The organism is Amycolatopsis sp. NBC_00355 (assembly GCF_036104975.1).
GTDB lineage: Bacteria > Actinomycetota > Actinomycetes > Mycobacteriales > Pseudonocardiaceae > Amycolatopsis.
On the sequence record NZ_CP107982.1, the window covers coordinates 3,188,081 to 3,209,950 of the forward strand.

Genomic DNA, 21,870 nt, shown 5'->3' on the forward strand with positions numbered 1-21,870 from the left:
CGACGCGGACAATCCGCTACTCGGAACGAGGCTACGACATGAAGCACGCTGTCGAATCGGTCTGCTTGACACCTGAGGACGCGTGGAACATCGCGCTGTGGCATCACGCTCAATGGGCTTGATCCTGGTCGGCGTCTTCCTGACAGCTTGGTTCGGCCTCATGGTCATCGGCTTCTTGAACAACGTGGGTGAAGCAATCACCGAGCGAGTGCACGCCACGAAGGAGCGCCGGACGGCCACGACGAACGACGGCCGGACGTCATCGCCCACACAGTGATCTGCAGTGAGCACAGCGCACTCCGGCTCGTCGGAGCTGCCCTCACCTCTTCCACGCACCCGGCCTTTCACTCCACAATCAGCGAGGTTTCCTGATGTCTGAACGCATTCTCCTCACCGACGACAAGCTCCTGGCCGCGATCCCCGCGCTCCTGGGGTTCTCGCCTGCCGATGCGCTGGTGATCGTCGCCGCCACCGTCGACAGTGAAGGCACGGTGCGCATGGGTCCGGTCAACTCTTTCGCCCTCGACACCGTGGCTCACCAACCCGTTTCAGTCGTTGCGCATCTCGAACGAGCACTGGGTGATGCGCCACTCCGGCGCATCATCGGCGCCGTCGTGCACGACAACGGCGGCGCCGCGGAACTGCCGTACCGCGCACAGCTGGCCACCTTCACCGAGTGCATGCGCGACTGCGGCTTCACCAACATCGAGCTGTTGCACGTCAACAGCTTCACCCCCGGCGTCACATGGTCCTGCTACGAAGAAGCCGACCACACCGGCACCCTGACCGACCCCGCCGTCTCCCCGATCACCACCCACGTCATCACCCAGGGCCGTCGCATCTACGACAGCCGAGAGGACTTCCTGCGACAGTTCACCCCCGTGGCCGCCGACATCCGCGAAGGCATCCAGGCATTGGCCGACCCGATCGCGAACGAGGTCGACGGGGAAGAATTCGTCAGCGACTTCCCGCGCCTGCGGGACCGGCTGACCCGGCTCGACGATGCCGTCACCGCTGCCACACACGGGCACCTGCCCGCCGACGACCACGTGATCGCCGACCTGCTCGCCTCCCTATCCGGCCGGTTCCTGCGCGACATTCAGCTGACCCAGTCCTCCGACGAGCGGGCTGCGGCCGCACAGTCGCTGTGGCTGCACTTGTGGCGGCATGCTGCCCACCGCTACGCACCCACGATGGCCGGCGTCGTCGCTATGACCGCGTACCTGCAGCGCGACGGCGCCACCGCCGGTGCCGTTATCGACACAGAACCGCAACTGACACGGCTCGGGCAGATGGTACGAGCCCTGCTCCGACACTGCGTGGATCCCGCCACCGTCCTCCCCGGACTCGCCGATATCACGAGGGAACTGCGCGCCGAGGCGGCCACCAACCGCCCGCAGACCGAGGGGTAGCAGCCGGGTACAGGCCGACCCTCGCGCCCAGAACTCAGCCACAGAAACAAAAAGTCTAAATGTTGGCCGGTGCTCGCGGGCGTGTGGGCCGTCAAGATCGCAGCACCCACACGCCCGGGGCGGCTGAACCCGGCGACCGGCCACATCCGGCCCGGGTGAACCGGCCGCCGTCGAGTACGCAACTCCAGTCGCGTGCCGTGCGGCCGGTTCACACCGGCCGGACGAGCCCGCCGGGCTTCACGCCCCGGGCCCATGGGCGCTGAACACGCGCTGCGTCCCACACACCAACGAGGCCCCAGGAGGCCAGCCAAGGCCAAGACCACTGATCCACCGTCCACACCGACAGCGCGCAACGTCGACGCGGACGACTTGTCTCCTCCGACCTCGTGAACCCCGGTGTCCTGGCCAGGGCGTCCCTACCTGGCTGAGGCACCGTCCCCGGGCCGGTAGCGCGGGGCGCGCCGAACACCCCAACACCGCGCTACCGGCCCCTTTTCCTTACCAGTAGCCCTTTCGGCTCTTGCCGGGAGGGCTTTATCGCGTTTCCGGAACGAAAGGTCACGACCATGACCACACCTGTCGACAGCACGGTTCGCAGTGGAGACTGCGGCAGCATGACGCCGACGCCGATCTACTTCTCGCCGGGGCTGGCCAGCTGTGACGACTGCGTCCGCGATGTTCACCGGTGCAACGGATGCGGGCAGATCACCGACGTCACATCGCCCACCGACAGCGACGGCCGGATCTGTCAATACTGCGAGCGCGCCGAGCCGTACCACACCTGCGACCAGTGCGACACCCTCATCCGCGACGGACTCACCTGCCGCGCCCACACCGTGGACGAGGTCGACGACTCGTTCACGTGCGACCAGTGCTCAACCATCAGCGTCCGCGAACCGGGGCAGGCCACCGGAAACCGGCTGCTGTGCCCCAGCTGCACGAGCGACTTCGACCTCTGTGACTACTGCGACCTCTTCGACGAAGCACTGCGCAGCACCGAAACCGACCGCGACATGTGCGGCGAATGCGCCTACCGCCTCGACTACTACGAGTGCGACACCTGCACGACCCTCATCGGCGACGGACGCTACTGCGCGGAACACGACGACGACGAGGACGACGACGAGGCCCTGCACTCCTACGGGTACAAGCCCACACCGATTTTCCACGGCATCGGCCCCCGCTACCTCGGCCTCGAACTGGAGATCAACGTCCCGCACGGGCATCTGTCGACACGCATCACCGACACCGTCGACACCCTCAACGGCCTCGGGTACCTCAAAGAGGACGACAGCATCAACTACGGGTTCGAGCTCGTCACCCACCCGATGGCCTACCGCTGGGCGCTGGACTCCTTCCCCTGGCACCTGCTCGAAAGGCTCAACCTCGCCGGCTGCACCGGTGACGGAAACGGGCTGCACGTCCACATCAGCCGAGCCGCCTTCGCCGGCCCCTGCCATGTCTTCCGGTGGATGAAGTTCATCTACCGCAACGCACCCGACGTCCGAACGCTGGCCCGCCGCTCCAGCAGCTACGCCGCGTTCCTCGACTCCGAACGCCACAACATCAAACACGCCTGCAAGGGCAAGTACTACGGGCTGCGCAGCTGCGCCGTCAACACCCAACCCGAGAACACCCTCGAGCTACGTGTCTTCGCCTCCAGCCTCGACACTCAGCACGTCCAGGCCGCGCTCGCCTTCGCCGACGCCTCCGTCGCCTACACCCGCGACCTCACCATCCCCGACATCACCCAGGCCGGCGGCTGGACCTGGCCCGCCTTCACCCAATGGCTGCTCACCCGCCCCCAGTACGCGCCGCTGACCGCCGAACTGGAGGCCCTGGCATGTGCATGCTGACCTACCTGCCCGCCGGCATCCAGCCCGACACCACCGCCCTGACCAACGGCACCGTCCACAACAACGACGGCCACGGTTTCGCCATCGTCGCGGGCGATCGCGTCATCACCAGCCGCGGCATGAACGCCGCCGCCGTCATCGACGAGTTCGTCGCCCTGCGCGGCCTGCACCCCGAACAGCCCGCGTTGTTCCACAGCCGCTTCGCCACCCACGGCCCGATCACCGACACCAACATCCACCCTTTCCCCATCGGCGGCGATCCCCGCACCGTACTGGCCCACAACGGAATCCTGCCGCGCCAAGCTCACCCGGCCAAGCGGGATCCGCGCTCGGACACCCGCATCGCCGCCGACGACATCCTGTCCGCAGGCCGATTCGTCTCCCTCGAACGCCCCGCCACCCGGCGGCGCATCGAAACCTGGCTCGGCACCACCAACAAGCTGGTGATCCTCACCGTGAACCCGCGCTACCCCGACCACGGATATCTGTTCAACGAACAAGCTGGATACTGGGACAACCAGATCTGGTACTCCAACCGCGACTACCTCGACCTGCACCCCGGCCAGACCGAGTGGTGGGGACAGGACGACGGCTGCCTCTACTGCGGCGTCGCCGACGCCGTCGACCCGGACACCGGGATGTGTCTGGCTTGCGGGGCATGCCCCCTGTGCGCCACCGACCAGCACCCGTGCCCGACCTGGTGCCCCCGCCTGCTTGCCCGCTTCCCCTGTGACGGCTGCGAGGAAGAACTCGACGACTGCGTCTGCGTCGTGCCGTCAGCTCTTCACGCCTGACCACCTTCCGCTCTGCTGCTGGCTAGGCATGACCGGGTGACACCGCCATGTCCGGCCGGAAAGGATCACCGTGCCTCCTCGCCGTGACACCGACGATTCAGCGCCTCCGCCTGTCCCGGCCGCGCTCGCCCACCTGCCCATCGTCGGTGGCCTCGTCGTCCCGTGGATCACGCCCCGCACCACTGACGGCCGCTACCTGCTCGGTGCCGTCGACGCCGCGAAAATCCGGATGGCCATCCACCGGCGGCTCTGCGGCGTCTGCGGGCAGCCCCTCGGCGACCGCCTGGTGCTGCTCGTGCGCGAGTCCGACTTGGCCCGCCTCGCGAGCACGGAGCCCGGCCTGCACCCGCACTGTGCCGCGTACTGCACGACCGCGTGCCCGATGGTTGCCGGACGTCGCAGCCACTACCGCACCAGCGCCCACCACATCGGCCCGTCCGCCATCCACGGCGCCGACGTCGACAAACGCCTCGGCGCTGCCGCCGAACCCTGGCACGCCGTCTGGCTGACCCGCTACGACGTCATCACCCTCCACGGCCACCCCGCCGCCTCATACCTGCTCATCTCGCCGCTGCGAATTCGCCCCGTCAACACCCGGCTACACCAGAACTCCTGACCCCCTGGTCGACACCGGCGTTGGCTACGTCGCCGAGAACACCCATCCGGCTCCCGACCCAGGTGCTCCGGGACATCCGACACCAGCACCGGACGCGCAACACTCCGCATGCGGCACCGACCCCAGACACCGACTCCCAGGAGCCACACGATGAGTGACACTTACGCCGGGCTCTCCGCGAACTGCGACGTCAAGGTAGCGGGCCCCGGCGACGAGGCCGGTCAAGAACTGCTCTCCGACGGCCACTGTGCCGTCGTTCTCAGCGATCACGACAACGACATCGTCGTTGTCGTCGAAGGCACACCGGACGAACTGCTCGCCTTTGTCTGCCGCGCCCAGCAGGCACTGGAAGAACAGATGGGTGTCCTCGGCGGCCGGCAGCCGACGGACACCTGAGTCCGCAGCCGCGGCCAGGAACCCCGGCTGGTGCGGACGACCGCCGTCAGGAAAGCACCCCCGGGGCCTCGGGCGCCAACCTCCCGCGCACCGTCGCGCGAGCTGACGGGCGCCCGAGGACCGCGGGTGCGCTCCGGGAGGGCGGCTCACCCGCACCCGACACGGAGGTACCCGTGACCACATCCACCGTCCACACCGCACCCAGCACCGGCGGCGACTCCGCGTTCGACCGGGCATGCCGGCTGATCCAAACCGAACTCGGCGGCCGCCGTATCGCACCCGAGCCCGAACACTGGCTCGACCAGCTGGTCCGGAACCGGCACCACAAGACCGCCTTCATCACAGCTGTGCGGAGGCACTGCCTCGTGTCCGGCGTCGTCGAGGCGTGCCGGGTCGTCGAGGCCGTCTACCCCTACCTCGACACCGACGGGGGCTGCACCGACGCCGCCGTCGACGCCGCGTGGAGGATCCTCGAGCCCGAGGCGCACCGCTGGTCTGAGGACCAGCAGGACACGAGGCGTTCCTCCACCGGCGAATGCCTCGCCGACGCGCTCACCGAAGCCGACGCGGCGGTGGCGTGAGGATGCCCGAGCAGCAGATGTGGTTCACCCACTACGGCTGGAGCCGCTCCTACCTGCTGCCCAAGTCAGTCGCCTGCAATATCCCGCACCGCGGCAGCCTCGATGGCTACGGCGCCTGGAACGTCGCACGCGGCATCCTCGTCGAGCTGTGCCGCGCATTGCCGGCGACACCGGTGTCGCTGCTCTACGACGAACCCGTGCAGCGCCGCGACCACACCCGGATCGCTCTGCGGATCACCGCGCACGCCCGCCGAACCGACGGGCTGGACGTGATTGTCATTTACCGCAACGAACACGGTGACGCCGAGCCCTGGCCGGAGTTCTGGAGCATCGCGGTCAACGGGTTCATCCCCGCCACTGGCCACGACGTCCGGCGGCCGTCTCCGCCGTGGATCGCCCACACCGCGCGAGAAACGCTGCGCGACGAACTCGGCCACTGATCACCGCCCGGTCCCCGCCAACTCCCTCAGCTCGCTCCGTATCGGAAAGGACGTTGATCGATGCCCGTCACCCTCGCCGGCACCACCTCCATCGTCGCCAGCATCCCGGCGTTGATCGGGTTCGTGCCCCACGACTCCCTGGTGCTGTTCACCGCGCTCACGCGCGACGACGGCTCGGTCACCGCTGGCCCGCTCACGCGAATCGACCTCGCCCACCTGACCCGCCACGCGGGAGACTGCGTGCGGCAGTTCAACCGGCAGGTCGCCGACCTGCCGGTCCTGTGCGTCACCGGCATCGTCGTCCACGCCGTCAACGAGGACGACACCGCCGATGCGGTGCCGCTGCGCGAGGACGTCGACGCCGTGGTCGCGCTGCTGGCCGAGTTCGGTTTCACCGACGTGGAGGTCGTGCACGTACCGGCCATCGCCGAGGGCGCCCGCTGGCGCTCCTACCGCGACAGCGAGCGCACCGGTGTCCTGCCCGACCCCGCGACCACCGCCGCGGCCGTCGCGGCTACGGTCGCCGGACAGCCGGTCGCAGCCTGCCGAGAAGACCTCGCGGCCCGCTTCACCCCGGCGGCCGAGCAGGTACGCGAGCGTCTGCGGCAGGACATCGCCCACGCCGTCGAACTCGCCGTCATCGACCAGCACTCGCATCTCGCCGCACACGTCCGCCTGGGCCGCGCAGATGCCGCGATCCGCGCCGCCAGCGACGGCGACCTACCCGCCGATGACGCCGCCATCGTCGATCTCGTCGCGACCTTCGCCACGCTCCCGTTCCGCGATGCCCTGCTCGCGGTCCCGGACGACGCTCGGCGCCTCGGCGCTGAGAACCTGCTGCTGCAGCTGTGGCGCCACAGCTGCGGCCCGGTCGCCGGCCAGCTCGCCACCGTCATCGCGATGCACGCCTACCTGCGCGGCGACGGCACCGGCGCGGGGATCGCGCTCGAGAACGCCGACCCCGAGCAGCCCCTGACGCGACTGCTCACGAGCATGCTCGGCCACGCTGTCCCGCCGTCGAAGGTCCGCGACCTGGTCCAGAAAGCCAGCGCCGAGGCTCGCCGCGCACTGCTCGGCGAGCCTCCGGCCGACCATGTCTGACGCTCGCTTCCCACACCGGTCGCGCTGACTGCCGGAAGGCTCGGCGTGGTGACGGTGCGGTGTCGCGCGGCGCGCCCGCCCACACCTGCTCGGAGACGTCCTGGGTGACGGCGCGACGGTGACGGGTATCCCCGGCGGTGGGCACGCCCGGCTTGACGGGTCGTGGATCGCCCGAACGTCAGCACACCCCGGACAGGGCGGTGCGTCCCTGAAGCACGGCCCGATACCCGGGGTGAACCAGCCTCGTCACCCATCGCACGCCTGTCCCGGTCACCTGCAGACCGGTTCACGGCCAGGCGGATGAGACCCGCCCGGGGACATCACTTGATGGCGCCCCAAACCTGCTACGTCGTGTCAAGCCGCCGCGGGGTTGGTCGACGCCACACCTTTCTTGACGGGCCTGGTCAGCGCGGCAGGCCAGCCCAGGCGTAGGCGTCGTCGTATAGCGCGGTGAGGTCGGTGGGCCGGTCGACGCCGTGGCGATCGGCCGGGACCGTGTACCCGCGCTCAGTCATCCACAAGCTCAACATGCGATAGGACGGCCGCGTGCCCTGAAGGTCGCCCGGATCCAGCGTCAGGGCAATGCCGGGGACGGCGGAGGTCATCGTGTCGTGGTCGAAGATCGCGACCGACGCGGCCAGCCGCCAGCCACCAGCCACCGGCTCCCCTTTCCACGCGGTGCAGCATCCGCAGGTACGCGACGAGGTCGGTCTCGACGCCGCGGAAGGCGCCGCGCATCTCGATCGTCACCGGCACCTCGGCGATCGCGCGGGTGCCGTTGACGTCGATGACGGGCAGTCCGAGGCGATGGGTGGACGGGGTGTGGTCGAACACCCGCTTGGACACCTCGATGTACTCCACCGCGGTGCCGTCGAACCAGCTTGTCCGGATGGTCGCCTCCGGCGTGTAACACCGCTCGAGGCGGGACCACCAGCCCCGGTCACGCGCCTGCCGCTCGTGGGCGACCAGGTCCAGCACGCTCATCACATCTGCTTCATTGTCCGACATGGGTAGCTGCACACCTTCCTCTGTCCGGACGAAGTCGTACCACCTCATCCATGAGTTAGTATATACGAACACGTACACAGGAGGATTTATGACCCGCTATGTCATCGAAGGTGCCCAGGTGTTCGACGGCGAGCAGCCGATCGGCGTGCGCACCGTGGAAATCGAGGGAACACGGATCGTCGCCGTCGGCGCACCAACACCCGCCACGGCCGAGCGGATCGACGGCAACGGCGCCACCCTGCTGCCCGGCCTGATCGACGCGCACACCCACGCCGACGTCGAGACACTCGGCCACGCCCTCCGATTCGGCGTGACCACCGAGTTCGACCTGTTTTCCTTCCCGCACGCAATGCACCCGGTTCGTCGCGCCTCCGCCGAACGAACCGACATCGCGGACGTCCGTTCGTCCTCAGTGGGACTCACCGCACCCGGCGGGCACCCCACCCAGCTCCACGGCGGCCTGAACGATCCGGAGCTGCCGACGGTCACCCGGCCCGAAGACGCCGCACGTTTCGTCGACGAGCGGATCGCCGAAGGCGCCGACTACATCAAGGTGCTCATCGAGAGCGGCGAAACCCTCGGCAAGACCGTCCCCGTCATCGAGGAACGCATCGTCAAGGCGGCAGTGGCCGCCGCGCATGACCGCGACCGCATGGTGATCGCCCACGCTCTGACCCTCGATGCGACCTGGCAGGCGCTGGCCGCCGGGGTCGACGGATTCGCGCACCTGTTCATCGACGGCCCGGCCACACCCGAGCTGATCGAGGCGTTCCGCGCGGGAGGCACGTTCCTGACCCCGACACTGAACCTGCTGGCCTCACTCACCGGCCGGCACCTCGGCGCCGACCTGGCAGGCGACAGCCGGGTCACCAGTCGCCTGCCACAGCCCTGGACAGACAACCTCAGCCGCGAATTCAACACGCTCCCCGCCGGCAATTTCGACGACGCACTGGCCGCGGTCAAGGCCATGCACGAGGCGGGTGTACCGATCCTGGCCGGGTCGGACGCCAACCACCACTTCGGCGCCCTGGGCATGGCACACGGAGCGAGCCTTCACGGCGAACTACAGCTGCTCGTGCGGGCCGGGCTCACTCCGACCGAGGCGCTGCGGGCCGCCACCAGCGTGCCCGCGACCACATTCGGCCTGCACGACCGCGGCCGGATCGCCCCGGGCGCGCGCCGATCTCCTGCTGGTCGACGGCGATCCCACCAGCAGGATCAGCGACACCCTGTCGATCAGGGACGTGTGGCGCAGCGGTACCCGGGCAATTCAATGAGATCCCCGGAGCCCAGTCTGCTCACATCGGGAGGGCAGCGTCGGCGATCGACTGCAACGAGGTCCGCAATGCCCGGCGGCTCCGATCGGGCAAGCCGGCGAGCAGCTGGGTCATCACCTGCTCGACGATCGTGTCGCAGCGCCGAACGAGCTCCTCGCCCTCAGCAGTGAGCCGGTGCAGGATCGCCTTGCCGACGCCCGGCCGGCGTTCGAGCAACCCGCGCTGTTCCAGACGGGCCACCACCGCGCCCGCGGACTGATCGGACTGACCGATGAACAGGGCCAGCGCGTGGGTCGAGGAATCCGGCTCGGCCGCGACGGCGTACAGCATGCCCCACTGCGGCAACGTCACCCCGACCTCGGCGAGCGCAGTTTCGCAGGCCATCTGCTTGCGCAGCTGCGCTCGCCGCAGCTGCATCGCGATATCGACACCGCTGGGCACGTCCCGATCAGCCGACATCCTGACACGATATAACAACACGTATACGCGGGCCTGGAGGCGCTCAACCGATCACTCAGGCGGTGCGCGCCGGCCGCCCGCTTGCCGGATCGACCGTCCCAGCCAGGCGATCACCGACCTCAACCCTCAGCACGCCGCGGTCCTGGCCGACCACAAACCCCGCGATGCTCTACACCTACCAGGTCGGAACGACACGGCGACCAACATCTTCAACGCCGCCGACGACAACCCGAGCGACTGCGAAGCGCAGCGTCCTTCGCCGCGCTGCGCTGCGTCAGCACGTGGAGCGAACCCCTTGAACGTGTCTTCGACGCGGGGCTTCAGTCATGCCGGGTCCAGTGACACAACTCCCTGCCCCGGAAGCCACGAGAGGCAAACAGACGTCCCCGGTGATCGCGCGACGGTAAACGAGGAGTCCCCGGCAACGTCCTCTCCTGGCTCGCTGGGTCATGGATCGCCCGAAGGTAAGCACACCCCGGCCGGGGGCAGTGCGTCCCCGAAGCCCGACCCGATCCGCCCGGGTGAACCAGCCCCATCACCCCTCGAGCTCCGTCACCGGTCGAGGCGTCGGCTGGTTCACGCCGGGCGGATGAGCCGCGCCGGGGACGTCGCCTCACGGCGACCCCCGGCCGCCGCGTGCTCAGGCTGCGCCGCGTTCCACACCCCAACAAGCACCAGGGAGGCCACCATGGCCGGCGACACCATCCTCACCATCATCGGCAACCTCACCGCCGACCCCGAACTGCGGTTCACCGCCACCGGCACGCCGGTCGCGAACTTCACCGTCGCCTCCACCCCCCGCACCTTCAACCGCGCCACCAGCGAGTGGGAAGACGGCGAGACGCTGTTCATGCGCTGCACCATCTGGAAGCAGGCCGCCGAGAACATCGCCGAGTCCCTGACCCGCGGCGCCCGCGTCGTCCTCCACGGCCGCCTCAAGCAGCGCTCCTTCCAGACCAAGGAAGGCGAGAAGCGCACCGTCGTCGAGCTGGACGTCGACGAGATCGGCCCGTCGCTGCGCTACGCCACCGCCGCCGTCACCAAGAACCCGAAGGACTGGCCGTCGAAGGTCAACTCGGACCTGATCACCAGCACGCCCGCAGGCCCGGCCGACGACCCGTGGGGCCCGGCCGGCGATCAGGAACTGGTCGGCGCGGGCGCCGGGGCCGGCGACAAGCCGCCCTTCTGATCAAGCCCGGTGTCCGGCCGGCTTCCCCGCCGGCCGGGCACCACCCCACAGGCCGGGGCCAGCCGTGAGGCTGGCCCCGGCCTTTCTCATGCCATGCCCGTCGCGTCCCGGAGGTCACGATGCCCCCCACCCGCAACGCCAGCCGTCCCACCAGTTCGGCCGCCCCGTTCAAGGCATGCGCCGCGCGCGAACAGCGAAAGCCTTCCCCTGCCAGAAGATCACCCTTTGGGGTGGCCGAATCGCTTTACGCTCGAAGCATGAGCATTCGTTACGGCGTCACGATCCCCGGGCTCGTCCTCGCCGGAGGCACCGGCGTCTACCTCGGCATCCAGCCCGTCGGCTACATCGGACTGATCCTCACGCCCTTCACCGACCCCGCCGGGCTGCTCGCCCTGCCCGGCGCGCTGATCTTCGGTGCGCTCATCGGGTGCGTTGTCTCCTACCTCAGCCGCCGTCGCATCAAGCCCAAGCTCGAAGGCGCCAAGCGCTACCGGCTCGCCGCCCTCCTTGGTGCGATCACCTTGCCCGGCTATGTGTTTGCCTCGCACTTTCCCGGTGCTGACGGCGACGGACCCGGGAACCGCTGGGCTGTCGGCTTCGCGCTCTGCTGCGGCGTCACCGCGATGGTCGTCTACTACCAGCGGCGCAAGCGCCTCGCCCTCGCCCGGCACGCACGTCGGCTCGCCAACCAGCACACGGACCAGCAGCCCGCGACGCGCTGAACTCATGACAACGACAACGAGCGACGACACCTCACAGTGCCATCGCCCGTCGCACCTTCACAGTGTGCTGCTCACTCGATCGTCGTCCTCCGGTCGGCCTCACGGCCCATCGTGTCCGCGAGCCCCTCGTCCGGCGCCTGCGACTCGTCATCCACAGCCGCGACCGCCTCGGCCGCAGCCTTCACGGCCACGCCTTCGACGCGTCGCGCAGGACTGGGGACATCCGCCGCCTGCCGCGACAACGCCGCTACCATCTTCGCCGGAATCCCGAGCAACGCCGCCGTCTCCGCCGCGCCCACATCAGCCGCGCGGATCTGCGCCACCGACGTCGCCATCACTCCACGCCAGTCGGCGATCTCCATCTCCGCATCTGCGCGCACCTGCTCGACCAGCCGCTCGAAGTCCGCGACCTTCACTGCCCGCTGCCGGTCCAACTCCGCCAGCTTCCGCTCCAGCTGCCCCGCCAGCGCGGCCACACGGTCCTCCCGACGGCACTCCACGCCCTCGATCGCCGTCGCCGCCTCCGCGAACGGCCCGAGCGCCGCGTCCACGCGGCGCTCGTTCTCCCGCTCACGCTCCAGCTGCTCGACGCGGCGCTGCCGCGCCGCCTCCAGCTTCTCCAGCGCCGCCGTCGACCGACGCCGCCGACGCGAACCGGTCGCCTTCTTCTCAACCATGCCGAAACTCCCCGCTGGGAGGGCTGCGGTTACCCCGCCGAGCCTACCCGCGACACCATCCCCAACGCCGCATCAACCACACGGGTCTACCCACCACGAACCGATACCGTGCGACACCGCCAAATAGCGTTCGATGCGCGACGGCATGGGCGAGCAGACCGACGACCTGACGAAGGGACCCGCCGACTGTGACACCGGAACCTCACCGCACCCATCCCTGCTCGCAATGTCCCTGGCGGCAAGACGCCGACCTCACCACCTTCAGCGACGCCGACATGACCAAACTCGCCAACGCGAACGGCTCCGCCGGCCGCGAGGCCCCCACCGACGCTCCCGCGATGTCCTGCCACCTCGACCAACCTGATACCGCGCACCCGATGCGGCTGTGCGCCGGCTGGCTGGCCGTCATCGGCCGCCACCACCTCGGCATCCGGATGGCCCTGATGATCGACAAGCTCCCACCCGCCGCCGTCGACACCAACGACGACTGGCCTCCCCTGTACTCCAGCCTCGACGACCTCCGCGCCGAGCGCACCCGCCAGCAACTGATCGCACAGCTGCCGACCCCCGCACTCTCCCCCCGCGGACCCGCCCAGGGTCGCTAAGCCGCGCACCACCCACCGTCAACCTGTATCCGGTCACCCGCGAGGAAGCATCGAACCGTGCCAGACCCCACCGACGAGACACCCACGCCCACCGGCGCCGAGATCGTCGCCGTCAACCCCGGCGCGGACGGGCGGGGAGTCATCACCTACATGGCCCCGGCTCCGCCTACCAGGAAACACCGTGCACACGCTGCCCCTGGCTGCGCAACTCCCCACCGGAGCATTCCCGCCCGAAGTGTTCCAGCACTCCGCGCACACCACCTACGACCTCGCCACCCACAAGTTCGGCTGCCACACCAGCCCCCGCGACGAGCCCAAGACCTGCGCCGGGTTCTTCCTGCGTGACTCCGCCCACAACCTCACCCTCCGCGTGTACGGACCCGACGTGCCCACCGACCGGCCGCTCTGCGACAGCTACCGCGAGATGGCCATCGCCAACGGTGACGCCCCCGACGACCCCACCCTCACCCCCTGCCGTGACAGCCGCTCCGACCTCGGCTCCAGCGACACCACCCCCTTCAAGGACGCAACGACGTCGACAGACACTGTCATCACTCGCGCAGCCCAGCTCATCCGCGAGTTCATCGTCGCAAACGCCGGCATGGACCTCGGCGAGCCGATGACCAGCCAAGCCGAACTACCCGCCGGCCACTTGGCCGCCACCGGCCAGTTCGACGCACCCGCTCACGAGCTCTACAGCGGCAGCGACTCCGCCATCAGCATCATCCGGGCGTTCATCGTCGACGCCGTCGGCGTCGACAACGGCGACGAGACGACCGCCCAAGCCGAAGAGCTGCACCACCAATTGGCCGCAGTCGGCGTCCTGGCCGGCGGGGCGCACGAGCCCATCAACATCTCGTCGCCGCGCTGAAGCACGGCATACCGGACCTGCGCAGCCTCTGGACCGAGTGGTCCGGATAGGCGCGGCGCCGCCGCAGTAGCCCCGAAGGGCCACGCCACCGAGGCGGCGAGCGGCAAAACTCGCGGCGGTCCGCTAACACTTCGCCTCAGGGACACGTAGACCCACGGAGTGCTACGGGCAGCATATCTGCAGGTCAGCAGCGACCATCTGCGGGGCGGAGCCATCGGTTCAGCTGATCGAGCGCTCAGCTCTCAGGACACGCCGACCGTGGGCACCGTCAGATGTTCACGTTGCGTCCGTGAGTGGCGGGTGGCCCCGAAATTGTATCGGTCGCTCCCCCAAATACAAGGGCACCCCAAACTATTTTTGACCGAAAAGCGTGGCCAAAAATAGTTCGAGGCCCCACCCTTGCATTTGGGGCCCCTACTCCCTTGGGCAGACATTAAGGGCAGGCCGGGGGCCTGCCCTGGTTGCTTCGGGGCCACCCACCACCCACTCAGCATGCGGTCACCCTTCACTGCACCGACCAGCGAGACTATGCACTCCCGGCGGGTCAGCGGCTCGACGAGCAGCACAACGGAGCCAGACAAGAAATCAGGTCTCCCTGAATTTCCAAGCCTCTGAAATTGCCCGAAATTGCTCACATTAAACGTCGCTTCAAGTGGAATAACGCGAGGTCGCACGATAATATAGAAATGCAAGGTGATCGGGACGGCAAACCCGAGAACCCGAACTCAATCAACACGTAAGGACCAATGACCATGGTGTCGACCATTCACCGCAAGCACCGCCAGAGCATCGACCGCATCGTGCAGGCACTGCAGGCGGAGCCGCCGCGTATCCGGCCCGCGCTGCAGGAGCTGAAGCGGGTGTTCACCTACAGCGGAGAGAACCCGCCCGCCATCCTCGCCGCCTGCGCCACACTGCTCAACACCGACGCCGCGACCAGCGGTGACATCCTCGCCGCCGTGCGCATCGCCCACCGCGAGTGGGACAGCTACGGCGAGCAGGAGCGCGAGCTGTTCCACCGGTGCGTCTACACCAGCCAGACCCGCCGGAACGTCGCCGTGACCGATATCAACGACGTCACGGCCATGCTGCGCGAGGCGCCCCCGCGCATCACGGCCGCGCTCGACGGGATGCGGTGGCTCAACGCCGCGACCAACGACGAGCACAAGGCGACGTTCATCGTGTGCGCGACGTTGCTCAAGAACCCGAGCGTCGACCACCCCGTCATCGTGGACGCCATCCAGACCGCTCACGACCTGTGGCCGACGCTCACCCCGAACATGCGCACCCTGGTCACCGCATGCGTGCACGCCAGCAAGGCCCGCGCCGAACACGCCCGCGCCAGCGCCGCCGCGCGACAGCAGGCCATAGACGCCGGGACGCAGGGCGTCACGGCCGAAATCCAGGAGCCGCACCGGTGCGGCAGCTGTGACGGCAACCTCGCCGACACACCCGACCTCCCGTACTGCTCCGATGCCTGCCGCCGCGAAGCCGAATCCGCGCACCTCCCCCGGCCCGACGAGGACGCCGCCACCGACGCACCGGCCGAGCCGACGACCACAGCCCAGACCGCGACCACAGCGACGCCCCAAGCCATGCACAAGGACAGGAAAACGACGCGGAAGACCGCGCACGAGCCCATCGAGCAGAAAGCCACCCGCCGCTACCTCCCCGGTGAGGTCGAAGCCAAGTACGACGAGCAGTGGCGCCAGATCCAGCAGGCGATCCCGTCCGCCGGAGTCGTGCGCAAAAACGAAAGCGGCGTCGACGCCTACGAGCAGGAACGGCAGCGCCACCGCGACACCGACACCAGCCGGGAACTGGACACCGACCTCACCGGCCACCTGGTCAGCGAAGACGACTACAACCGCCTTGCCTTGCGCCCTGTCGCTCCCGGCGGACTCTGCGCCGCATGCAACCTCGAACGCGCCGCCATCGAACAGCGCGCCCAGAGCACGGACGACCGGTGCGAGATGTGCCGGGACCGCGACATGCCGCCGCTGTTCACGTTCGCGCCGACGCGCGAACTCGCCGCCGTCGCCTAACCACCCACTCGCCAGCGGGGGCACCCGACCGGGTGCCCCCGCCCAACACGAGTACTCGCGCCGCATGCACCAATCGACCACAGCCCAGGAGAAAAATCATGCCCGACAACACCGACTGGATCGCCCAACACGCCGCACGCCGCACCGCAGCGCAGATTTCGACCGATCAGCCGCGCGCCGTCGCCGCGTACCTCCGTACGCTGCTCAGCCGGTGCACCGAGTACGCGACCACACCGACCGGCGGGCCGATGACCGAGGTCGTTCCCGTCGAGCAGATCCGTCACGCACTGCTGTACCTCACCAGCCTGTAGCAGCCCTCGCGCCGACACAGCGGTCGCCAGTCACCCGACCGGCGGCCGCTGTGTCATGTCCGCGCGCGGGTGGACCGCGCCGGCGCCGACAGACGGCGCCGGGGGCGCCTTAGTGCAGGCGCCGGCGCTCGTTGGCAAATTTCGTCGCCCCCACCTCACCTCACCGCCTACCTCACCCCGCCCTCCACCTCACCCCAGCCCGCCACCGCACCACCCCCGCACCTCCCTGCCGCCCCTCACCCCGCCGACCACGCCACCGCCACCACCTCACCCCAGGCCTGCCCCTACCCCGCACACAGCACGTCTTGCAGACGTTCTGAACCGGGTGGGCTCCGCCGAATTTTCGGCGTAGTCTGGTGTGGACATGATGGGCTTGCGCAAGCTGAGCCCTGGTGGTCACGAGTACCTCACGAACACGGTGGCGTGCGCTGATCGCAACCGTGAGCTCGAGCCCGGCGAGCTGTTAAGTGACTACTACCTCTCCCGTGGTTACCCGGCAGGCCAATGGTTCGGCGCCGGAGCAGAGCACTTCGGACTCTCCGGCGCAGTCACCCCTGCCCAGATGAACGCCCTCTTCGGCGAAGGCCGCAACCCGCACGCCGACGCCATCGAGGCCGAGATGATCGCCGACGGCGCCACCGCCGAAGAAGCCCTGAAGGCCACCCGGCTGGGCCGCCGGTTCCCGCAGTACTCCGAGCTGGATCACCTGCGCTCCCAGGTGTCGCAGGCATACAAGGACCACAACCGGTTGCACGGCCGCCCGATCGGCGCCCCGATCTCCGCGCAGAAGCGCGCGGAACTGCGCCGCGGAGTGCAACTACAGGCCTATCGCAAAGCCCACGACGGCCACGGCCTGGTCGACGACGCTGAGCTGAAGACGTGGCTCGCCGAGCAGAAACGCAACCTGAAGAGCGCGGTGTCGGGGTTCGAAATGGTGTTCGCGCCCGACAAGTCCGTGTCGATCGCGTGGTCCATGGCCCAGCCGGCGGAACGAGAGCTGATCGCCGGCATGGTCCGCCAAGCCGCCCGTGACACCCTGTCCTATGTAGAGCGGAACGCCGCGTTCACCCGCCGCGGGAACATGGGCGAGGCTCAGGTCGACGTCGACGGGATCACCGCGGCACTGTTCGAACACTGGGACTCGCGCGCCTCGGACCCACATCTGCACATCCACGCTCTGATCTCGTCGAAGGTCAGGCGCAACGACGACGGCGAATGGACCGCGATCGACGGCCGCACCATCTTCGCCGCGACCGTCACCGCGTCGGAGTTCTTCGACAACCGACTACGCGATCTGTTCCGCGAGCAGGGCGCGTCGTGGGTGCAGCGCGGCGCGGAGGGCGTGGACATGAAACGCCCGGTCTGGCAACTGGAAGGCGTGCCGGTCGAGCTGGTGAAGCTGTTCTCCCAACGCCACCGCCAATTCGAGGCTGCCCGGGCCAAACGCATCGTCGAGTTCAAGGCCCAGCACGGCAACGAGCCGACACCAAAGGACATCTTCGCCATCGACCGCGCCGCCCAGTACGACAACCGCCCTGGCAAACAGCCGCCGAAGACACTGCCGGAGCACCTGCGCGCGTGGCGCGAACACGCGCTCAGCATCGTGCCCGCGAGTGTTCTGGACACGCTAAGCCGGAAGGTGTTCCTCACCGGAGGACGCGAGCCGGACGCGTTCGACATCGCGAAGCTCGCCGAGGTGACGCGGGAGGTGGTGTCGGACAACTACGCACACTTCTCCTGGTGGAACCTCGCCGCCGAGGCTCACCGCCAGTCCGCACACCTGCGGATGCCGGTGGACAAGCGGGGACAGCTGATCGTCGACGTCGTCGACACGATCCTCGCTCAACCCGACACCCTCGCCCTGGTAAGCCCGGTCGCCGTCTCCGAGCCCTCCTCGTTGCGCCGGCGCGACGGCGAGTCGGTGTTCGTCGAGCACAACTCGACCCGCTACACCACCACCGCCACCCTCGCCGCCGAAGGCGACCTGGTCGCATGGGCGCGCCGCGGCGGCGGCCACCGTCTACGAGAAGACACCGTCAACCAGGCCCTCGCCGGCCAAGGCTTGAACGCCGGGCAGACGGAGATGGTGCGCCAGTTCGCCCGCTCCGGCAGACGTTTACAGCTCGCTCTGGCACCCGCTGGGGCGGGGAAGACCTCGGCGATGAAGGTCCTGGCGACCGCGTGGCGGCGTACCGGGCATCGCGTCTACGCCTTCGGCCCGTCCGCTCGGGCGGCCCAAGAGCTCGGCTCCTCGATCGGCGCGAAGCCGCACACGCTGCACCAGCTGACCACCGCACTGTGGTTCGGGTTCGCTCGCGTCGCGTTCCCGATGGAGGCCGGCGACCTGGTGATCGTCGACGAGGCCGCGATGGCCGGCACGCACACGCTGCACAAGGTCGTGAAGTACGCGTTGAAGAAGGGTGCGGACGTGCGGCTGATCGGGGATGACGCGCAGCTGGCCGCGATCGAGGCCGGGGGCGCGATCCGGTTGATCGCCCACGATGTCGGTGCTGTGCGGTTCCGGGAGATCGTGCGGTTCCGCGGCGAAGACCGCAAGGAGCAAGCCGAGGCGTCGTTGCAGATCCGGGCCTGGAATCCGAAGGGGCTCGAGTACTACGTCGAGAGCGGCCGGGTCTCCGACGGGTCGCTGGAGACGATGCGCGACGCCGCGCGCACACGCTGGCAGGCCGATCTCGAGGCCGGGGTCGAGTCGCTGCTGATCGTGCCGACCAACGAGGACACCGTCGCGCTGAACATCGACGCTCGCGAACGGCGTCTCAGCCACGGTGCGGTCGACCGCGGGCGCGAGGTGGATCTGCACGACGCGACCACCGCGAGCGTCGGGGACTGGGTCGTCACCCGGCACAACCAACGTCTGCTGTCGTTGTTCGGTGGGAAGGACTTCGTCAAGAACGGTGACGTGTGGACCGTCACCGCTGTCCACGCCAGCGGCAAGATGACTGTCCAGCACCGGGTGCACAAGGCCGCGATCACCCTGCCGGCCGGGTACGTGCAGGCGCACGTCGAGCTCGCCTACGCCGCGACCATCAACCGGGTGCAGGGCATGACCAGCACGGGCAACGCCCACCTGCTGGTGCCGCCGACGATGACCCGAGAGCAGTTCTACCCGGGCATCACCCGCGCGATGCTGCGCAACTTCGTCTACGTCATCACCCACCATCACGTCATTGACCAGCACCAGGAAACCCCCGAGCCGGTGTCGGCTCGGTCGGTGCTCACCGGGGTGCTGAATCATTCCGGCGCCGAGGTCTCGGCGACCGAGACGTTGCGGGAGGCTCAGGACGAGGCGGTGTCGATGGGCACGCTGGTGCTGCGTTACAACTACACCGCCACCTACCGCGACGAGGACCGCTACCGCGCCATCCTCACCCGCCATGCACCCTCCACTGTCGATCTCGAAAGCGAGCCGGCGCTGATTCAGACGCTGCGCAACGCCCACGACCTCGGCTGGGAACCCGACCCGCTCGTCGCCGCCGTCCTGCGCTGGCGCCAATCCCTGGACGACGCCGACAACCCCGGCGCGGCCCTGCACGCTCGGATCACCAAGCACCTTGAACGACGCAGGCCGCCCTCGCCGACCGCACCGCCCCAACCGGCCGATGTGACCCGCTGGCGGTACATCGTCGATGCGATCGCCCCGCACGCGGCCGTCGAAGACCCGGAATGGGACAAGATCTGGCACCGAGCCGCCGGCGGGCTGGCGGTCGGGTTTGACGTTGACGCGGCGTTGACCGTTGTGGCTCATCAGCTCGCCGCGCGTCCGGTCGTGCCGGATCCGATGCCGGATGACCGGTACGCCGACGCGGCCTTGGCCGCCGAGCTGCAGCGCCGGAGTGAGCGCGGTGAAGCCCACGTTCGCGCAGTGCCGTGGCTGGCTCGTCCCGACTTCGCGCACGTGCGTCATCACCCGGGGCATGCCCAGTACCTGCACGAGATGAACTTGGCGATCGGTGATCGCGTCGAGGAGCTCCGTGCCGCGGTGATCCGGGACCAACCGGAGTGGGCGGCAGGACTGGGGCCGCGGCCGGATAACCCGATCGCCGCCGAGGACTGGGATGACCTGGTCGGCCTGGTCGCCGCCTACCGCGAGACCTTCCGCGTCACCGGTGAAGCCCCGCTGGGCGGCAAGCCCGACAGCCACGGCGCGAAGGCACGCGCCTGGCGCACACTGAGCGAGCGCTGGCACGCCTTCGGCCAAGCGCCCACGCCCGCCACCTCCGCACCTGCCAAGTCAGGCCCGACGGCACAGGCCGCGGCGCTGGACGACGTGTTCACCGAGTTCGAGCACGCCGACGAGCGCGTTGTCCTCGAGCCCCTGAATGTTCTCCTCCGCCGCTACGAACTGCTGGCCCGCAACGGCGATGAGGACCGCTACCTCGACGTCCTCGCCCGCTACGTCCCCGACGCGGTCAACGCCGGTGCCGAGCCCGCCGCGCTGGCGGCACTCGCTCGTGCCCAGGACCGCAGCTGGCAGGCCGACCGACTCGTCCGTGACCTGGTCGACGACCGTGGATTCAGCTGGGCCCAGGATCCGGCCGCGGTGCTCGCCAAGCGGGTCAACGAGCACGTCGGAACTCACGATGCGCCGGCTCGGATCGCGCCCGCGACCGACGAGCAGATCAGTCGCTGGCAGCAGATCGTCACCACGCACCTGCCCGACGCCCCGGTGACCGACGAGCGGTGGGGCATCGTGTGGCGCCACGCCGCCGGCGGCACCACCGCCGGGCTCGACCCCGACACCGCGCTCGCCGACGCGGCCCGCCAGGTCGCCGCGACGACCGATGCCCATCGCACCGACCCCCGAAGGACCGGCGTCGCGCTCGTCAGCGCCCTCGTCCGCCAGCACGACGCCGGAGAAGGGCACCACTCCGCCTTACCCTGGCAGGCCCAACCCGATCTTGCGCACGCCGCGAACTATCACAGTTCGCTGGAACGGCTGGCCACGATGAACGCGGAGATCACCGCGAGAACCGACCAGCTGCGGGACGAGGCTGTGCGGGAACAACCGGGATGGCTCGCGCGCCTTGGTGACCGCCCCGACGATGCCGCGCTCGCGCGGCAGTGGGACCAGGTCGTCGGGCTGGCCGCGGCGTATCGTGAAACGTACGGAATCACCACCGCCGATGCTGCCTCCCCGCTCGGCAACCAACCCGCCAGCAACGACCTTCAGGCCGACGCCTGGCGTGACATCACCCGGCAATGGAGGCATTTGATGACCGCACCCGACCCCGAAGACGCTGCATCGGACCTGATGCTGACCCGCGAATCACTGCGCGACGCGGCCGACGCCTACGTCGCGCGGTTCGACGCCGAAGTCGCCACCGAGAAGGAACAGGAAGAGGACACCGAAGCGGAGACGACGGCGGCCGCGCGGCGAACCGAACTGGAGGACGAACTGGTCGACGGCCAGGACCACGGTTACGGCGAAAGCGCCCACCGCGGGCTCAGCTACTGAGCCACCCACCGACGACCTCCGGCGAGGACGGCCA

General features: G+C 68.9%; 19 protein-coding genes and 1 pseudogene. 17 read left to right on the top strand and 3 right to left on the bottom strand.

The genetic code is table 11. The features are described from left to right. The first annotated feature begins 112 nt into the window (after positions 1–112). From OHS18_RS13505 to OHS18_RS13545, 9 genes are all read left to right on the top strand, one after another. The gene (locus OHS18_RS13505) at positions 113–277 is read left to right on the top strand and encodes a hypothetical protein (protein WP_328617253.1); all 165 of its coding nucleotides are present in this window, start codon (positions 113–115) and stop codon (positions 275–277) included. A gap of 94 nt (positions 278–371) precedes the next feature. Further along, positions 372–1,412 (top strand): DUF4192 domain-containing protein, encoded by a 1,041-nt coding sequence (locus tag OHS18_RS13510; protein WP_328617254.1) that lies wholly within the window; start codon positions 372–374, stop codon positions 1,410–1,412. A gap of 566 nt (positions 1,413–1,978) precedes the next feature. Then, complete coding sequence (locus tag OHS18_RS13515; RefSeq protein WP_328617255.1) at positions 1,979–3,268, top strand: hypothetical protein; 1,290 nt, start codon at positions 1,979–1,981, stop codon at positions 3,266–3,268. Next, complete coding sequence (locus tag OHS18_RS13520) at positions 3,256–4,062, top strand: hypothetical protein (protein ID WP_328617256.1); 807 nt, start codon at positions 3,256–3,258, stop codon at positions 4,060–4,062. The genes OHS18_RS13515 and OHS18_RS13520 overlap by 13 nt, the downstream gene beginning before the upstream one ends. 70 nt (positions 4,063–4,132) lie before the next feature. Beyond that, positions 4,133–4,678, top strand: a complete 546-nt coding sequence (locus OHS18_RS13525; protein WP_328617257.1) for a hypothetical protein — start codon at positions 4,133–4,135, stop codon at positions 4,676–4,678. 150 nt (positions 4,679–4,828) lie between these two features. Beyond that, positions 4,829–5,074, top strand: a complete 246-nt coding sequence (locus tag OHS18_RS13530) for a hypothetical protein (RefSeq protein WP_328617258.1) — start codon at positions 4,829–4,831, stop codon at positions 5,072–5,074. A gap of 173 nt (positions 5,075–5,247) precedes the next feature. Beyond that, on the top strand, positions 5,248–5,655 hold the full coding sequence (locus tag OHS18_RS13535; protein WP_328617259.1) for a hypothetical protein: 408 nt from the start codon (positions 5,248–5,250) through the stop codon (positions 5,653–5,655). Between the two features lie 2 nt (positions 5,656–5,657). Further along, complete coding sequence (locus tag OHS18_RS13540; RefSeq protein ID WP_328617260.1) at positions 5,658–6,095, top strand: hypothetical protein; 438 nt, start codon at positions 5,658–5,660, stop codon at positions 6,093–6,095. Positions 6,096–6,155: 60 nt separating this feature from the next. Then, positions 6,156–7,196, top strand: a complete 1,041-nt coding sequence (locus OHS18_RS13545; RefSeq protein ID WP_328617261.1) for a DUF4192 domain-containing protein — start codon at positions 6,156–6,158, stop codon at positions 7,194–7,196. A gap of 507 nt (positions 7,197–7,703) precedes the next feature. On the opposite strand, the gene OHS18_RS13550 is transcribed toward OHS18_RS13545, so the two are convergent. After that, the gene (locus OHS18_RS13550) at positions 7,704–8,204 is read right to left on the bottom strand and encodes a nuclear transport factor 2 family protein (protein WP_328617262.1); all 501 of its coding nucleotides are present in this window, start codon (positions 8,202–8,204) and stop codon (positions 7,704–7,706) included. Between the two features lie 88 nt (positions 8,205–8,292). Between OHS18_RS13550 and OHS18_RS13555 the strand changes: the two genes are divergently transcribed. Further along, positions 8,293–9,651 carry an amidohydrolase family protein gene (locus tag OHS18_RS13555; protein WP_328617263.1) on the top strand — a complete coding sequence of 453 codons (1,359 nt, stop codon included), beginning with the start codon at positions 8,293–8,295 and terminating at the stop codon, positions 9,649–9,651. A 40-nt stretch (positions 9,652–9,691) separates the two neighbouring features. Here OHS18_RS13555 and OHS18_RS13560 read toward each other — a convergent pair. Then, a pseudogene (locus OHS18_RS13560) lies at positions 9,692–9,940 on the bottom strand (MarR family transcriptional regulator); the annotation flags it as partial. A 688-nt stretch (positions 9,941–10,628) separates the two neighbouring features. Here OHS18_RS13560 and OHS18_RS13565 point away from each other — a divergent pair. After that, positions 10,629–11,129 (top strand): single-stranded DNA-binding protein, encoded by a 501-nt coding sequence (locus OHS18_RS13565; RefSeq protein WP_328617264.1) that lies wholly within the window; start codon positions 10,629–10,631, stop codon positions 11,127–11,129. A gap of 257 nt (positions 11,130–11,386) precedes the next feature. Continuing rightward, positions 11,387–11,851, top strand: a complete 465-nt coding sequence (locus OHS18_RS13570) for a hypothetical protein (RefSeq protein ID WP_328617265.1) — start codon at positions 11,387–11,389, stop codon at positions 11,849–11,851. A 71-nt stretch (positions 11,852–11,922) separates the two neighbouring features. Here the strand turns inward: OHS18_RS13570 and OHS18_RS13575 are convergent, their stop codons facing one another. Continuing rightward, positions 11,923–12,528, bottom strand: coding sequence for a hypothetical protein (locus tag OHS18_RS13575; protein ID WP_328617266.1), 606 nt, complete (start codon positions 12,526–12,528; stop codon positions 11,923–11,925). A 188-nt stretch (positions 12,529–12,716) separates the two neighbouring features. Here OHS18_RS13575 and OHS18_RS13580 point away from each other — a divergent pair, with 188 nt between their 5' ends. The 5 genes from OHS18_RS13580 (at position 12,717) to mobF (ending at position 21,836) form a co-directional block, all read left to right on the top strand. Then, positions 12,717–13,133, top strand: coding sequence for a DUF6283 family protein (locus OHS18_RS13580; RefSeq protein WP_328617267.1), 417 nt, complete (start codon positions 12,717–12,719; stop codon positions 13,131–13,133). Positions 13,134–13,314: 181 nt separating this feature from the next. Beyond that, entirely contained in the window at positions 13,315–14,004 is a 690-nt protein-coding gene (locus tag OHS18_RS13585) for a DUF6283 family protein (protein ID WP_328617268.1), read from the top strand. Between the two features lie 752 nt (positions 14,005–14,756). Beyond that, the gene (locus OHS18_RS13590; protein ID WP_328617269.1) at positions 14,757–16,049 is read left to right on the top strand and encodes a hypothetical protein; all 1,293 of its coding nucleotides are present in this window, start codon (positions 14,757–14,759) and stop codon (positions 16,047–16,049) included. Between the two features lie 98 nt (positions 16,050–16,147). After that, the gene (locus OHS18_RS13595) at positions 16,148–16,360 is read left to right on the top strand and encodes a hypothetical protein (protein WP_328617270.1); all 213 of its coding nucleotides are present in this window, start codon (positions 16,148–16,150) and stop codon (positions 16,358–16,360) included. Positions 16,361–16,724: 364 nt separating this feature from the next. Then, positions 16,725–21,836, top strand: a complete 5,112-nt coding sequence (mobF, locus tag OHS18_RS13600) for a MobF family relaxase (RefSeq protein WP_328617271.1) — start codon at positions 16,725–16,727, stop codon at positions 21,834–21,836. The last annotated feature ends 34 nt before the right edge of the window (positions 21,837–21,870 follow it).